This is a genomic window from Rhodococcus sp. IEGM 1366 (genome assembly GCF_033142425.1).
Classification (GTDB): Bacteria; Actinomycetota; Actinomycetes; order Mycobacteriales; family Mycobacteriaceae; genus Rhodococcus_F; species Rhodococcus_F globerula.
Genome location: NZ_JAWLRZ010000004.1, coordinates 444,338 through 462,700, shown reverse-complemented (window position 1 = coordinate 462,700; position 18,363 = coordinate 444,338). Strand labels below are relative to the sequence as shown.

Annotated in this window: 4 protein-coding genes; 2 read left to right on the top strand and 2 right to left on the bottom strand. The window is 61.8% G+C overall.

All coding sequences use genetic code 11. The features are described from left to right. Positions 1-6: 6 nt before the first annotated feature. Positions 7-357, top strand: coding sequence for a DMT family transporter (locus R4P64_RS14850; RefSeq protein ID WP_045067234.1), 351 nt, complete (start codon positions 7-9; stop codon positions 355-357). Then, positions 354-680: a DMT family transporter gene (locus R4P64_RS14845; protein ID WP_317821426.1), complete on the top strand. Its 327-nt coding sequence runs from the start codon at positions 354-356 to the stop codon at positions 678-680. Before R4P64_RS14850 ends, R4P64_RS14845 begins: the two co-directional genes overlap by 4 nt. On the opposite strand, the gene R4P64_RS14840 is transcribed toward R4P64_RS14845, so the two are convergent. Next, entirely contained in the window at positions 564-17,852 is a 17,289-nt protein-coding gene (locus R4P64_RS14840; RefSeq protein WP_317821424.1) for a non-ribosomal peptide synthetase, read from the bottom strand. The two genes, R4P64_RS14845 and R4P64_RS14840, sit on opposite strands and share 117 nt — an antisense overlap. Further along, entirely contained in the window at positions 17,845-18,330 is a 486-nt protein-coding gene (locus R4P64_RS14835; RefSeq protein WP_317821422.1) for a YbaK/EbsC family protein, read from the bottom strand. Before R4P64_RS14835 ends, R4P64_RS14840 begins: the two co-directional genes overlap by 8 nt. Positions 18,331-18,363 lie beyond the last annotated feature (33 nt).

The following is an 18,363-nucleotide window of genomic DNA, read 5'->3' as shown; positions in this document are numbered from 1 at the left end:
CGGCTTGTGAAGAAATGGCTACTACTGATTGCCGCAATCGTGACCGAGGTCACCGCCACGCTCTCGTTGCGCGCAGCTCTCGATCACCCTGCCTGGTACGTAGTGGTCGCTGTGGGATACGTGGCAGCCTTCACCGCGCTGTCGTTCGTTCTCCGCGCAGGTATGGGACTTGGTGTTGCATACGGAATCTGGGGAGCGACCGGAGTTGTCCTGACCGCAATTCTCGCAACGCTTCTCTTCGGCGATCCCTTGACCGCGACGATGGGACTTGGCATTGCCTTGGTCATCGGTGGAGTCTTGTGTGTCGAACTCGGCTCGCAAGCAGCCGCCACTCGCGAATCGGGTGACACCGCGTGACATGGATATTTCTGATCGCGGCGATCCTGTCCGAGGTTTCCGCCACCCTGGCGCTGCGTATGGCGTCGCAAACTGGAAGCAACAAGAAGTGGTTCGTCGTGGTGGGCCTGGGCTATGTGGCCTCCTTCGCGTTCCTGACACTCGCGCTCGACGCCGGCCTTGCCCTCGGAGTGGCGTACGGAATCTGGACGGCCTGCGGGGTGGCGCTAACTGCCCTCGCGTGCCGAATCCTGTTTCGCGAAGCCCTGACGAAGCTCATGGCGGCGGGCATTGCGCTGATTGCCGCCGGTGTTGTCCTCATCGAACTCGGCGCCGGCCACTAGGCCAACCGACGCCAGGTGGCGATTCAGGATCGGACCGATGACTGCCAAACCTGGAGGGCTCGTCATCTGTTCATGCGTCGTGGGGATCTTGTACTCGTGGATGTCGCCCACGATGTAGTCCTTCCAGTCCGCTGCCCCGATCGAGCCTTCGGGTCCGCCATTCCTTTCGGCTTCGCGCGATTCCACAGAGCTGAAGTAGAGAAGATCGGAGAGATCAAGGTTCGACGGGTGGTGCGCCACGGCATCATCGACCAGCTTGCAGTACTGCCGGTACAAAGTCCCGAGGTGATCGGCCGTCAGTGTCGAAAAGAATCCGCCCTTGCGGCGCAACAACTCCGCGACCTGATCGAATGTGGGGTCTTCCTCGAGCGCATCGGGAGAATCAACCTCAGCGAACTCGGCGACCAATCGCGCGACAGACGGCATCGGCGCGTCAATCTCGGTCATCAAGCGACTGTCCATCATCGCGAGCGTTGCAACGTCAGCACCGTCACGACGAAGCCTGTCCGCCATTGCATGTGCGATCTGGCCACCCACCGAGTATCCGAGCAGATGATAGGGCCCGTGTGGCTGCACGGATCGGATCTCACGGACGTAGCGGGCCGCAAGATCGTCGAGCGAATCGAAATGCACGGACGAATCTGTCAGTGCTGGTGATTGGATTCCGTAGATCGGGCGGTCACTATCCACATACTGCACCAATCCACTGAAACACCACGCCAACCCGATCGCGGGATGGACACAAAAGAGCGGTTCACGATTCCCCGTGGCCCGCAGGGGAAGCATTACCCCGACCGCGTCGTTCGTCTCCGCTGTGCACGTCGCAATTCGGTGCGCCAACGTCGCGGGCGTCGACTCGGTGAAAATCCAGTGAACCGGCACTTCGGTCTCAATCGGTTGATGCAATCGCGCAGCCACTGCGGTGGCTGTCAACGAATTGCCTCCGAGTGCAAAGAAATTGTCGTCGGCGCCCACTCGCGATATACCCAGTGCATCTGCAAACGCCGCGGCGACGGCGGCTTCCGTGCCTTCTCGAGGCGGCCGATATTCTGCGCGCTGGGCTTCGAAGTCGGGTGTGGGCAATGCATCCCGGTCGATCTTCCCATTCGGCGTCACCGGCAACTCGCCAACCACCACCACCGCAGCCGGCACCATCTGCGCAGGCACCCGCCCTGCCACACAATCCACAATCGTCGAAATATCCAGGCTCACAGACGACTCCGGCACCACATACCCGACCAACCGACCTTCCCGCACCGCAACAGCCGCCCGAACCACCCCCACACAGGCCAGCAACGCCGACTCCACCTCCCCCAACTCGATCCGAACACCCCGCACCTTCACCTGCAGATCACCACGACCCACAAACTCCAACGCGAGACCCCCACCCGAAACCCGCCGCCACCGAACCACATCCCCCGTCCGATACAACCTCCGCCCACCGCCGCCGAACGGATCCGCCACAAACCTCGACGCCGTCAACCCCGCCCGATTCACATACCCCCGCGCCAAACCAGGACCCGAAAGATACAACTCCCCCACCACACCCACCGGAACCGGACGCAACCAACCATCAAGAACAACTTCCGCCACACCCCGAATCGGGCCACCAATAGTCACCGGATCCCCCACCACCAACGGCACACTCGCATTCGACTGCACCGTCGCCTCCGCCGGACCATACGTATTCACCACCACCCGACCCGGAGCCCACCGCGCCACCAACTCCGGCGAACACACCTCACCGCCCACCACCACAGTCGACAGATCCTCCAGACCAGATGGATCGATCGTCCCCAACACCGTCGGCGTCAACGCAACATGAGAAACCCTCTCCCGCACCAACAACTCCCGCAGATCCTCCCCACCGAACACCTCCGGCGGAGCAACCACCAACCGGCCACCAGAACCCAACGCCCACAACTGCTCCAACATCGCAGCATCAAAACTCGGTGACGCGCCATGCAACACCACCGAGTCGGCATCTAGCCCGAACCGAACACACTGATCCACAACCAAATTCGCCAACCCCCGATGCGGCACCACCACACCCTTCGGCACACCCGTCGACCCCGACGTATACACCACATACGCCGCCCCATCCGGATGCAGTGTTCCGCCCCGATCCACATCCGTCACCGGCCCAGCATCAAACCCCGCCAACGCACCCTCGAACTCGGGATCATCGAGCACCACCCACGGCACCGAACCCGGCAACACCCCACCATGCTCCGAAGACGTAACACCCAGCACCGCACCACAATCAGCAAGCATGAACTCCACCCGCGCCGCCGGATACCCCGGATCAACCGCAACAAACGCCGCCCCCGACTTCGCCACCGCACACAACGCCACCACCGACAACACCGACCGCGACAACGCCACCGCAACACACGACCCCGAACCAACACCACGGCTAATCAACAACCGCGCCAACCGATTCGACCAACCATCCAACTCCCCATACGACAACCGCTCATCACCACACACAACAGCCAGTGCGTTCGGATCCCCCACAGCCAACAACTCCGGCAACACCAACACCCGACCACCCGCAACACCCGACACCGGAACCAACTCACCACATTCCGCCGGCGAGAGTAAGTTCAGCGCGCCGATTGGCAGGTTCGGGTCGGTAACCGCTGCGTTGATCACACGGAGGACTCGCTGCATCATCTCGTCTATCACGTTGTGGTCGAAGAGATCTGGGAGGAACTTGATTGTCAGGTGTACTACCGCGTCGACGTGAGCGACCAGTCCGATCGGATAGTGCGCAGCGTCAACACCACTCACATCAACCACCCGCATACCCGCAATATCCGTCTCCGCAGTCAACCCACCGCGATCGACCGGATACGATTCGAACACCGTCATCGAGTCGAACACCGCACCCGGCCCCGCCGCCCGCTGAATATCCGCCAAACCCACATACTGATGATCCAAAAGCCCAGCCTGCTCAGCCTGAATCCGGCCGAGAAGCGAACCAAGACTCTCCCCCCGATCCAACCGAACCCGCACCGGCACCGTATTGACAAACAAACCGATCATCGACTCCACACCCGCAACCTGCGGAGGACGACCAGCCACCGTCGAACCGAACGTCACATCATCACGAGAAGTCCACCCACCCAACACAATCGACCACGCCATCTCGATCACCGAATTCACAGTCACCCCCCGACCCCGAACAAACGACATCAACCCCGCAGTCTGCTCCTCGGTCAACTCACCGAACACATCCCGCGACTCGCGATACCGACGACCAGGATCGGCTGGCGCAACCAACGTCGGCTCGTCGACACCGTCGAATGCCTTGGCCCAGACGTCAAGTGACTCTGTCTTGTTCTGCCCGGCGATCCAGGCCAGAAAGTCCCGATAGGGACGTACCCGGGGCAGCGCCGCGCCATCGGTTGCGTAGAGCACCAGCACTTCCTTCAGAAGCAGCGGCGTCGACCAACCGTCGAGCAGCAGATGATGATTGGTCATCACCAGGCGATAGCTTCCCGGGCCGGTCCTGACCAACTTCCACCGCAACAGCGGAGCTCGAGTCGGTTCGAAGCGGGTAGCGCGATCCTCCGCCATCAGGTGATCCCAGGCACGAGCGCGGGCGCCGGAGTCCAATCCGGAAAGGTCGATCTCCGACCACGGTGCTTCGACAAAATCGTGCACCACCTGCACCGGCTGAGATCCGACGTCGGTGCGAAAGGCGGTCCGCAGATTCGGATTGCGATCGAGCACCGATTGGCAGGCACGGCGCAATCGCTGCGAGTCAACCTCACCCCGCAATTCGACAACCAACTGCACAACATAGGCGTCCACCGATCCCTCGGACGCCAACGCATGGAATAGCAAACCTGCCTGCAGCGGGGACAACGGCCACACATCACTCAATGCGGGGTACCTGTCCTCGAGCAGATCGATCTCACCTTGGCCGAGACTGACCAAGGCCAGATCCGACGGAGTCCGGCCACCGACACCCGGGTTACCCGAGTCGGCGGCCAGCGCTGCCAGCGTTTCGGACCACATCCTCGCGGCCACTTGAACATCGCCCTTGCCCAGTATCCCTGTGGGGAACGACCAGATTGCGCGCAGTCTCGGCCTGCCGTCTTCGCCGTCGACGGTGAGAGCATTGATGTCGAGCACAGCCGGCAGCGGCGTATCCGGATTTTGTGCACCACCCAGGTCGCTGTCTCCGTTGATCGGAATCCACGCCGCCCCGGACCCGTTCGATAGAGCACCGGCGCCAACCCTGCCGAGATAGTTGAAGCCGATCTGCGGTGTTGGCAACTCCCCCAACACCAGTCCGGTGTCCTCGTTGAGATACCGCAAAAGCCCGTAGCCGATCCCGTGATCGGGTACCGCCCGAAGCTGTTCCTTGACAGATTTGACAACAGCACCCAAGGCCGGGCCACCCGAACACGCATCGTCGAGATCGATGTCCGAAAGATCCAACCGCAGTGGGAAACTCGTGGAGAACCAGCCGATGGTTCGACTCAGATCCGAGCCTGGGACCGCACCTTCCTCGCGCCCATGACCCTCGAGCCCGATCAACACATCCGCAAGGGAAGGGCTATCTTCGCGCCGCCATGTCGTGACCGCGACGGCGAGTGCCGCCAGTAGAGCGTCGACCACACCACCGTGGAACGCTTCCGGAACTGTGGTGAGGAGTGCCTCCGTCACTTCCGGGGGTACGTCAATCTCGATGGTGTCCGCGGTGGTGCTCACGTCGATTGAGGAGTCGAGGGGCCGAGACCCGATCATGGGGTCCTCGCCCCCAGCCATCGATTGCCACAACGCGAGTTCGGCTACCCGCTCCGGTCGACGAGCCTCCTCGGCAAGCCCGTAGGCCCAACGACGCATAGACGTCCCGACCGGTTCCAGTTCCGGTGATCTACCGGAACTGATCTGCGACCACGAAATCGCCAGGTCAGGTATCAATACCCGCCACGACACCCCGTCGATGACCGTATGGTGAGCCACCACCAGCGCACAACCCTGATCGCCGGAATGTGGGGGATCAAACCAGACCACCTGCACTACGGTGCCAGTGCTGGGATCAAGTCGGTCCGCCGCAGCGTCCAACTCGTATGCAGTCACCTCACGGAAATCGGCGCCGCCACGCCCGGTCGATACTTTCCGAATTATCTTCTCTGCTTGAATTGATCCAACGGGCAGGACTTTCCAGCCCCACGATCCATGTGTGTCGGGACGCAATTGAGCCCGCAGCATGTCGTGATGGTCGAGCACCGCTTGTATCGTGCTCGCCAAGCTCTGTTCGTCTATTGCCTCCGGCAGATTCAGCATCACTGCCTGCGAGAAGCGATTGAACCCCGAACCACCCCGCTCGACGAGCCACCGCATTATCGGCGTCACCGGAACCTCACCGACACCACCGCCCGTCATTTCCTCCAACTTCGCTACGTCGGCCCCACCCGCCTCAACTGCTACCTCCGCCAACCCAGCCACTGTTTTACGCTCGAACACATCCCGCGGGGAGATGACCACGCCCTGAGCTTTTGCCCGCGCTGCAAGCTGAATCGACATGATGCTGTCGCCGCCGAGGGCGAAGAACGAATCCTCCACGCCTACCGATTCGAGTCCGAGCACCTCCTCGAACAGTCCTGCTAACGCCGATTCCATGTCGGTTACCGGAGCTCGGTATTCCTTCCGAACGGCAGAAAGATCCGGCGTGGGCAATGCGTCGCGGTCCAGCTTTCCGTTAGGAGTGACCGGCAACTCGCCAACCACCACCACCGCAGCCGGCACCATCTGCGCAGGCACCCGCCCTGCCACACAATCCACAATCGTCGAAATATCCAGGCTCACAGACGACTCCGGCACCACATACCCGACCAACCGACCTTCCCGCACCGCAACAGCACAACGCGCCACCCCCACACAGGCCAGCAACGCCGACTCCACCTCCCCCAACTCGATCCGAACACCACGCACCTTCACCTGCAGATCACCACGACCCACAAACTCCAACGCGAGATCCCCGCCTGAATCCCGCCGCCACCGAACCACATCCACCGTCCGATACAACCTCCGCCCAGGACCAGCAAACGGATCCGCCACAAACCTCGACGCCGTCAACCCCGCCCGATTCACATAACCGCGCGCCAAACCAGGACCCGACAGATACAACTCCCCCACCACACCCACCGGAACCGGCCGCAACCAACCATCAAGAACAACCTCCGCCACACCCCGAATCGGCCCACCAATCGTCACCGAATCCCCCACCACCAACGGCACACTCGCATTCGACTGCACCGTCACCTCCGCCGGACCATACGTATTCACCACCACCCGACCCGACGAACACCACCGCGCCACCAACTCCGCCGAACACACCTCACCGCCCACCACCACAGTCGACAAATCCTCCAGACCAGCCGGATCAACAGTCCCCAACACCGTCGGCGTCAACGCAACATGAGAAACCCTCTCCCGCACCAACAACTCCCGAAGATCCTCCCCACCGAACACCCCCGGCGGAGCCACCACCAACCGACCACCAGACCCCAACGCCCACAACTGCTCGAGCACCGCAGCATCAAAACTCGGCGACGCGCCATGCAACACCACCGAGTCGGCACCCAAACCGAACCGAACACACTGATCAACAACCAAATTCGCCAACCCCCGATGCGGCACCACCACACCCTTCGGCACACCCGTCGACCCCGACGTATACACCACATACGCCGCCCCATCCGGACGCAGTGTTCCGCCCCGATCCATATCCGTCACCGGCCCAGCATCAAACCCCGCCAACGCACCCTCGAACTCGGGATCATCGAGCACCACCCACGGCACCGAACCCGGCAACACCCCAACATGCTCCGAAGACGTAACACCCAGCACCGCACCACAATCAGCAAGCATGAACTCCACCCGCACCGCCGGATACCCCGGATCAACCGCAACAAACGCCGCACCCGACTTCGCCACCGCACACAACGCCACCACCGACAACACCGACCGCGACAACGCCACCGCAACACACGACCCCGAACCAACACCACGGCTAATCAACAACCGCGCCAACCGATTCGACCAACCATCCAACTCCCCATACGACAACCGCTCATCACCACACACAACAGCCAGCGCGTTCGGGTCCCGCGCAGCCGACAGTAATTCCGGAAGCACATGTTCTTTCGCGGACAAACCACCCTGAACCGGAGCCAGTTCCCGCCGCTCCGAGGGCGAGAGCACGTCCAGTGCTGCAAGTGGTAGGTCAGGATCTGCGACTGTGGTGTTGATGACACGCAGAACCCGCTGCACAGCACTGCTCATCGTGTCGTTGTCGAAAAGTTCCGGTAGATACTTGATTCTGATGTGTAGTCGGTTGTCCAGGTGCGCAACGACGCCGATCGGATAGTGCGCAGCGTCAACACCACTCACATCAACCACCCGCATACCCGCAATATCCGTCTCCGCAGTCAACCCACCGCGATCGACCGGATACGATTCGAACACCGTCATCGAGTCGAACACCGCACCCGGCCCCGCCGCCCGCTGAATATCCGCCAAACCCACATACTGATGATCCAAAAGCCCAGCCTGCTCAGCCTGAATCCGGCCGAGAAGCGAACCAAGACTCTCCCCCCGATCCAACCGAACCCGCACCGGCACCGTATTGACAAACAAACCGATCATCGACTCCACACCCGCAACCTGCGGAGGACGACCAGCCACCGTCGAACCGAACGTCACATCATCACGAGAAGTCCACCCACCCAACACAATCGACCACGCCATCTCGATCACCGAATTCACAGTCACCCCCCGACCCCGAACAAACGACATCAACCCCGCAGTCTGCTCCTCGGTCAACTCACCGAACACATCCCGCGACACGCTGTACCGACGACCAGGATCGGCAGGTGCGACCAGGGTAGGGCTCGGGGCGCCGGCAAGTTGTTTGACCCACTCGTCCACAGATCTAGCGGTATCCTGCCGGTTGATCCACGCCAGGTAGTCGCGGTACGGGTACGCCCTGGGCAAGGCATCTTCACCTGCGGCATAAGCCAGCAGCACTTCACGCAACAAGAGTGGCGTCGACCAACCGTCGAGCAGCAGATGATGATTGGTCATTACGAGCCGGTAGCTCTGCGGACCTGTAGTGATGAGCAACCAGCGCAGCAGCGGCGCACGCGTGGGATCAAAACGGTGTGCTCTGTCAGAGGCCATCACCCGATCCAATTCCAGGCGGCGCGCTTCCTCGTCGAGTTCCGAGAGGTCCATCTCCGACCACACGACCGTCAGGTGTTCCTGGACCACCTGCACCGGCCCGGGTTCGAGGTCGGATACAAATGCGGTCCTCAGATTCGGGTAGCGATCGAGCACCACCTGACCCGCCTGACGCAAACGCTCCGAATCGACCTCACCCCGCAATTCGACGGTCAATTGCACGACGTACGCGTCTATCGACTCCTCGGACAACAGGGCATGGAACAGCAAACCGGACTGAAGCGGGGACAACGGCCACACATCACTCAACGTGGGATACCTGTCCTCGAGCACGTCGATCTCACCTTGGCCGAGACTGACCAAGGCCAGGTCCGACGGTGTCCGCCCCCCGATGGGATGGTCGGCCAGCGCGGTCAACACTTCGGTCCACAACCGTGCCAGCTCGCTCACCTCGTCGACAGTCAGCACCCCCGTTGGGAAGGACCACGTCGCACGTAATCGGGGCTTGCCCTGGCTACCGAGAGTCACGGCGTTGATCTCCAGGACGCTCGCTATCGGCATGTCAGGATCCTGAGCACCCCCACGGTCGGAGCCGCCGAGCCTGCCATTTTCATCTAATGGCGACCATCCGATTCCGTCCGGGATTGATGCTCCGACGCGCCCCAGATAGTTGAATCCGATCTGCGGTACTGCGAGCTCCCGCATCTCAAAAGCGGTGTCCTCGTTGAGATACCGCAACAATCCGTACCCGATCCCGTGATCGGGTACCGCCCGGATCTGTTCCTTGACAGCTTTGACAGCGGCAGCCAATGCCGGGCCACCTGCGCAGGCGTCGTCGAGATCAATGTCTGCAAGATCCAGGCGCAGTGGAAAACTCGTGGTGAACCAGCCGACGGTACGACCCAGATCCGAACCGGGGACCGCGTTCTCCTCTCGTCCATGGCCTTCGAGCGCAATGAGCGTCGTGGCAATCGGGGCACCTGCCGACATCGGTCGGCGATCTCGCCGCCATTGCGTGACCGCGACTGCCAACGCAGCCAGCAACCCATCGCTGACCCCACCGTGAAACGCCTGAGGAACTGTGGTCAGCAAGGCTTCTGTCACGTCGGTGGGCAGTTCCACGGAAACATGATCCGTCGATCTGTTCACATCGACCGACGGGTCGAGGGGCCGCGACCCGATCACCGGATCGTCGCCGGCCGTCATCGCTCGCCACCGGTCAAGTTCCGCTACTCGCTCCGGCCGACGGGCCTCCTCCACAAGCCCATGAGCCCAGCGACGCATCGACGTTCCAACCGCCGGCAACTCTGGTTCCACCCCAGCCACGATCTGCGACCACGCAATCGCCAGATCCGGCACCAACACTCGCCAGGACACACCGTCGATAGCCGAATGATGTACCACCACAAGAACACAGCCGTGCGCGCCATCCTCCACAGGTTCGAACCACACCACCTGCATCACCACACCGGCACCGGGATCGAGCCGGTCCGCCGCAGCATCCAACTCCGCAGACGCGAGGTTATTGAACTGGGAACTTCCCGGCTTCCCTCTCATCGGTACCCGGCAGATGAGGCGGTCCGCTCGAATCCCTCCTTCCGGCAACACCTCCCACGTCCAGCGGCCACCGGCTTGCTGCCGGAGCCGAGCCCGGAGAATGTCGTGATGGTCGAGCACCGCTTGCACCGTGCTCGCCAAGCTCTGTTCGTCTATTGCCTCCGGCAGATTTAGCATCAGCGCCTGTGAGAAGCGAGTAAACCCCGACGTGCCCCGTTCGAGGAGCCAGCGCATTATCGGCGTCAACGGAATCTCCCCGACCCCGCCCCCAGGCAGTTCTTCCAACGTGGCTGCCTCCAGTCCGTCACCGAAGACAGCAATCTCCGCCAACCCAGCCACTGTTTTACGCTCGAACACATCTCGCGGTGAGAAAACTATTCCGGTCGCCTTTGCCCGTGAGACCAATTGAATCGAAACGATGCTGTCACCGCCGAGGGCGAAGAACGAATCCTCCACGCCTACCGATTCGAGTCCGAGCACCTCCTCGAACAACCCTGCTAGTGCCGATTCAATCTCGGTTACCGGAGGGATGAATTCGCTGAGGCGCTCGTCAAAATCCGGTATGGGCAATGCATCCCGATCGATCTTCCCATTCGGCGTCACCGGCAACTCGCCAACCACCACCACCGCAGCCGGCACCATCTGCGCAGGCACCCGCCCTGCCACACAATCCACAATCACCGAAGCATTCAGGGTCACAGACGGTTCCGGCACCACATACCCGACCAACCGACCTTCCCGCACCGCAGCAGCACAACGCGCCACCCCCTCGCACGCCAGCAACGCCGACTCCACCTCCCCCAACTCGATCCGAACACCACGCACCTTCACCTGCAGATCACCACGACCGACAAACTCCAACACGAGATCCCCGCCTGAATCCCGGCGCCACCGAACCACATCCCCCGTCCGATACAACCTCCGCCCGCAGCCGCCAAACGGATCCGCCACAAACGTCGACGCCGTCAACCCTCTCCGATTCACATACCCGCGCGCCAAACCAGGACCCGACAGATACAACTCCCCCATCACACCCACCGGAACCGGACGCAACCACCCATCAAGAACAACCTCCGCCACACCCCGAATCGGCCCACCAATAGTCACCGGATCCCCCACCACCAACGGCACACTCGCATTCGACTGCACCGTCGCCTCCGCCGGACCATACGTATTCACCACCACCCGACCCGGCGAACACCACCGCGCCACCAACTCCGCCGAACACACCTCACCGCCCACCACCACAGTCGACAAATCCTCCAGACCAGCCGGATCAACAGTCCCCAACACCGTCGGCGTCAACGCAACATGAGAAACCCTCTCCCGCACCAACAACTCCCGCAGCTCGCCGCCCCCGAACACCTCCGGTGGAGCAACCACCAACCGGCCACCAGACCCCAACGCCCACAACTGCTCGAGCACCGCAGCATCAAAACTCGGCGACGCGCCATGCAACACCACCGAGTCGGCACCCAAACCGAACCGAACACACTGATCCACAACAAGATTCGCCAAACCCCGATGCGGCACCACCACACCCTTCGGCACACCCGTCGACCCCGACGTATACACCACATACGCCGCCCCATCCGGAAACAGCGATCCACCCCGATCCACATCCGTCACAGCAGCACCCGACAGTCTGGACAACTCCCGGGCCACCGCAACATCATCAAGCACCAACCACGGCACCGAACCCGGTAACCCCCCAACATGCTCCGAAGACGTAACACCCAGCACCGCACCACAATCAGCAAGCATGAACTCCACCCGCGCCGCCGGATACCCCGGATCAACCGCAACAAACGCCGCCCCCGACTTCGCCACCGCACACAACGCCACCACCGACAACACCGACCGCGACAACGCCACCGCAACACACGACCCCGAACCAACACCACGGCTAATCAACAACCGCGCCAACCGATTCGACCAACCATCCAACTCCCCATACGACAACCGCTGATCTCCACACACAACAGCCAGTGCGTTCGGATCCCCCACAGCCAACAACTCCGGCAACACCAACACACGACCACCCGCAACACCCGACACCGGAACCAACTCACCACATTCCGCCGGCGAGAGGAGACTGATATCCCCCACTCGGGTTGACGGCGCAGTCACGATGTCCTCGAGGATGCGTACAAATCGATCCGCAAAGCCCTGCACGGTATCCCGGTCGAGAATGTCGACGGCAAAACCGAAGGACGCAGACATCCCGGCGGGAGAATTGTCGCCGGGATCGAAGTCCTCGGCGAGACTCAAGTGCAGGTCGTACCGGGCGACCTCGACGTCCACTTCGAGAAGTTCGACGGTCAATTCCGGGAGCGCCAGTTCCGGCAACGCGGCATTCCTGAACTCGAGCATCACTTGAAACAACGGTGAGTGTGCGGTCGAGCGGACCGGATCGATTGCCTCGACCACTTGCTCGAACGGGATCTGGGCGTGTGCGAACGCCCCCAGATCGCTCTCTCGGACCGTCGCCAGCACCTTCTCGAACGACGACCCGGATGTTACTGCCGTCCGCAACACCACTGTGTTGACGAACATGCCCACCATATCGTCGAGTGCAGCCTCACCACGCCCGGCTACCGGAGTTCCCACCACAATGTCGCCGCTCCCACTCAACCGGCTGAGCAGGATGGCCAGCGCCGCATGCATGGTCATGAATATCGTCGAATCATGCTTGCGCGCAAGAAGTTGCAGGGCGCGATGTAGCTGCGCAGCGATCTCGAAGTGCACTGAGCTTCCTCGCATCTGCCGCCACGTCGGGCGGACTCGATCCGTCGGCAACGGCAGGACGGCCGGTAACCCCGACAGCGCCTGTTGCCAGTACGCGAGCTCCTCGCCGGCAAGTGAACCCGGATCGGATTCGACGCCGAGCAGGCGGCGCTGCCACAAGGTGTAATCGGCATAGGTCACCGCAAGCGCCGCCCAATCCGGGATTCGCCGGTTCGCCCGCGCGGTGTACGCGGTCATCACATCGCGGGCCAGCGGCGGCATCGACGAACCGTCGGCAGCGATGTGGTGCACCACAATCACCAGCACGTACCGCTCTGGGCCATCCCTGAACAACGCTATTCGTACTGGAACTTCTTCTGTGACATCAAATCCGGACGACGCAAGCCTCTCGATGCGCCCGAGCAATTCGCTCTCACCTGCCACGTCGACCGGACTGAAATCCCGAAGCACTTGCCCTGTCGGAACGACCACCTGGTGCGGACCGTCCGACGATCCGGGGTACACCGTGCGAAGGGTGTCATGACGCTCGACGACGTCTGTCAGCGCCGCTCGGAAGGCGTCCGTATCCAGTTCTCCGGTCAGGCGGAGCGCGATGGGAATGTTGTACGCGGGCGACGATGTGTCCAATTGATTGACCAGCCACATACGATGCTGGGCAAGGGACACCGGAACTCTCTCGGGTCGCACACCTGCCGTCAAAGCGGGCCCCGCGGACGTCCGTCCGTCGGTGCGCTCGATCCAGCCTGCGAGCGCCGTCACGGTAGGTTCGTCGAACAGGTCCCGCACGCTCACTCCCTCGTTGAGCGCTGAATTGATCCGCGCCACAGCTTTGGTCGCGCTCAGAGAATTTCCGCCGAGGTCGAAGAAGTGTGCATCGGCGCCGAGGTGCTCGATGCCCAGCACCTCGGCGAACACACCGGCGATGGTCTCTTCGATCGGAGTTCGAGGCTGACGGAACTCGGATCTTGATGCCCCGACATCGGGTTCTGGCAGGGCGCCGCGATCGAGCTTGCCGACCGGGGTCAGAGGGATAGCGTCGAGCACGGTGATTGTTGCCGGCACCATGTAGTCGGGCAGCAATCCCCGGACATGGGTTCGTAATTCAGCCGGGTCGACGTTGTTGTCACCGGTGGGAAGCACATACGATGCCAAGCTGGTGTTTGCAGTGGGTTCGGTGTGTCCGAGTGTAACCGCAAATGCCACGCTCGGATGTTCGGTCAATGCCGCATCGATCTCGCCGAGTTCTATCCGGAAACCGCGGATTTTCACTTGAAAATCGTTGCGGCCCAAGTACTCGATTGTCAGACGTCCCTCCTGATCGTGGCGCCATCGCACCATGTCCCCGGTGCGATACATACGGCGCCCCGGAGGCCCGAACGGATCGGCAACAAACCTCGACGCTGTTGTTCCCGTCTGGTTCCGATAGCCGCGCGCCAAGCCGACACCGCCCAGATATAACTCCCCGACCACTCCGACCGGCACCGGTCGCAGTCGATCGTCGAGGACTACTTCGGCGAGACCGCGGATCGGACCTCCCAGTGTCAGTAGCTCACTACCCGACTCGATCGCCCCGACATTTGCCATGACCGTCGACTCGGTCGGGCCGTAGGCGTCGAACATCAACCGGCCGGCTGACCACCGACCCGCCAATTCCGGCGAACATGCCTCCCCGGCAACAACAAGGCACTGCAGCGAGGTTCGCCCCCGCGGGTCCAGTGATGCCAGCGCGGAAGGTGTGAGGACGGCATGTGTGATCTTCTCGCGATCGAGCAGCGCCGTGAGTTCGTCACCGCCGTATGTGGTTGGCGGCGTGATCACCAATCGGGCTCCCGACCCCAAGGCCCACATCAATTCGAACACCGACGCGTCGAAACTCGGAGATGCACAGTGCAATATTCGCGCGTGCGGCCCCGTCTCGAATCGTGTGCACTGCTCCGTCATCAGGTCGAGCAACCCTCGGTGCGGCACCACCACCCCTTTCGGAATCCCGGTCGACCCGGATGTGTAGATCACGTATGCCGGGTGGTCGATGTCGAGAGTCGCTGTCCGTTCCCCGTCGGTCACCGGCGCAGCGGAGGAACCCACGATCTCGGTAGCGGTGTCCTGGTCGTCGAGCACCAGCCACGGAACCGTCTGAGGAAGTTTTCGGGCATAGCTGGTGTTCGCCACACCGAGTACCGCCCCGGAATCGACGAGCATGTGTTCGAGTCGCGCCGACGGGTATCCCGGATCCACCGGAACAAACGCCGCACCGCTCTTCGTGACGGCCAATAGCGCCATCACCGAATCGATCGACCGCGGCAGTCCGATAGCCACCACCGACTCGGGTCCTATCTCATGGCCGATCAGATAGTGGGCCAGGCGATTCGATCGGCGATCCAGCTCTTCGTACGTCAGTGTGCAATCGCCGCCCACAAGAGCAATCGCGGTCGGATCGGCAGCGACAGCCTCTGCAAAAAGCAGCGGCAAACTCCGTGGTGGCAGTGCGGCCCCACCCCGTACCGGTGTCAGGTATTCATGCTCCGACGGCAAAAGCAGATCCATCTCGTAGATCCGAACCTCAGGATTCGCGACGCCACACTCGAGCACACGCACCAGACGCTCGGCGAGAATATCGATTGTTTCCGGGTCGTACACGTCGGTGGCAAACCCGAGATCCACCTGTACGCCCGAAGGTCGACCGGTATCGGTAAACCTTTCGCCTACTGTGATATTCAGGTCGCAGTTCCAGGATGAACGCCATCCGTCGGGCGCGGTGAGAGCCACATCCGCCGCCGTGGTCGGCTCACAGCCACGGACGCCCAGCATTACGTGGAAAAGAGTCGAACCTACAGCCTCCGCGACCCGTTCCGCCGGCACCTGGGCATGAGCGAATGCATCACGCTCGCATCGTTTTACCTGAATAATCAGGTCGGCAAAGGACATGTCCGGATCGGCTCGAGTCCGCAGGACAACCGCGTCGACGACTGGGTCAGCTGCCTCATTCCGCCTGCGAACCGGCGCTCCCACCGAGATGTCGTCGGCGGCAGCCAATCGAGCCAGCAGTACCGCCAGACCCGCATGCATCACCGCAAATACTGTCGAACCGCGCTCGCGGGCAATGGATTCAAGCTGGCGGTGCAACTCGGCACCCAGTTCGACCTGGCGCGATTCCAACAACGGGGACCTGTCGGTCGAGCGACGCCGATCCGTCGGCAGGTCCAACCACGCCGGGAGACCTGCCAGGCTGCGCCGCCAATAGTCCAGGTGCTGCACTGTTTCCATCCGGCGCTTGCCCACCACCGCGCTGGCAGCATGGATTGTGGAAATCGGTGTCGCCGGGCCGGCCGCGGCGAACTCCTCGACAACTGCGACGCAGCCGCGATGATGGCATTGCAACTCGCCTTCCGTATAGCGACCCGGATTTCCCCGGAACTCGACGAATGTCCTTACTGGAGTGCCACTTTGATAGATATTCACCAGCAGATCGTCGATCGGACCTGACGTCAGCACGTGGAACTCACCGCGCACCGATCCGAAGTTGATCTCTTGACGGAACAGCATCACGTTGACGATCGGCCCGGTGGCAATGGATCGCCGCGCACCGGCACTCAAGCCACGGGCGATCTCTTCGAGATTGCCGCGCTGATGGCGCAGTGCACCGGTCAACTCGAGTCGGACACGATCGACCAGTTCGCCAACAGTGTCGTCGGGGCGGATATCAATCCGCAGTGGAACGATGTTGACGAGCATTCCGCCTGATCGGCGGAGCACAGCGGTTGTCCGGCCGGAAACGGGGATCTGCACGCAGACATCGGTGTGCCCCGTCATCCGGGAGAGGTAGCAGGCAAACCCGGCAATGATGGTGGCCGCCGACGTTCCGCTCGCGTGTCTTTCCGAATCCGTCAGACGCGCAACAGTATTCTCCTCCAACGACGACGCGACCAGCGTGTCGGTGGCGACCGGAATCGCATATCGCTCGGCGAGACTCGAGCCTTCCGCCATGCCCCCCAGTCGCTCGGACCAGTAGGCGCGATCGGACTCGAAGCGGCTTGAAGCGCGGTACGCGCAGTCGAGTTCGTACAAGGTGCGCAGGTCTGCCGTCGGGTTTGGCGGCGGTTCACGCCCCTCCACAGCAGCTGTGTAGATCACGGCCATGCGATTGACCATCGTCACCGCGGCATAGGCGTCGAGCGCTACATGGTGAGCCCGGCCGTACCAGAGGTAATGCGCATCGCCGACTTGCAGCAGCGAGGACGCGATCAGACGCTCACGCATGGGATCCGTCGGCGTTGTGTATTCGTCGCGCATCCAGGCTTGTGCTGCCGCGACCGGATCGTGCTCACCACGAAAGTCGACAAATCCCAGTTCCTTGTCCTGACTGGGATCAAGAATTTGGCGGGGCTCGCCGTCGACCTCGATCAGTCGGAGGAACGCCCACTGAACCTCTCGTCCAGCGGTTACCGCCACCGAGCGGAACAGCGCAAGATCAAGTTCTCCGTGGAACTCGACGTATTCGGCGATGCAGTGCGGCAGTTCCGGAACGAGTTGCTGCGCAAGCCACACACCGTATTGAGCAGACGACAGCGGAAACGGTTCTGAGGGTGAATCGGCGGGAGTAAGTTCCGGATCCGCGTTCGATTCGGGAACGCGGGTGTCGTTGCTACTGAGTCGAATCTCATCCATCAGTTATCTCCACATTCTGTCCATCGCACGCTTCGGCAAGATCCCACGGACTCAGCTCGACCTCGACGCCGACGTTCCCGCCGCCGACCACGACAGTGGAGTGGGCCATCAGAGATGTGTCGATGACAACCACAATGTCGCGCGGCAATCCGAGCGGTGACACTCCGAGACGTTGATATCCACATTTCTTCTCGACGGTGTCCTCACCCGCCACTTCCAGCCGACCCAACCCCAGATGACGGGAAATCGACGCCATGTCGATCCGCCGATCGATCGGGCACACCGCAAGGACAAGACGGGTTCCGGACTGTTGCTGCAACAGGATCGATTTCGTGATCCGACCCAGCGAAATCCCGAGTGTCCTTGACAAATCTTTCGGCGATAAAACTGGAAGATCGAAAGTGGAGTGGTCATGAACAACGACCGGGAATTGGAATTCTTCGACCGCCGCAGCAACTTGATCGTGCAATTCATTCACGGTGCACTCCTGCCCATTGTTCGAACTCCAGCG

Excerpts from the sequence above, each read along its gene's own strand:
- R4P64_RS14840 (WP_317821424.1), bottom strand. The coding sequence starts at position 17,852 with ATGGATGAGATTCGACTCAGTAGCAACGACACCCGCGTTCCCGAATCG.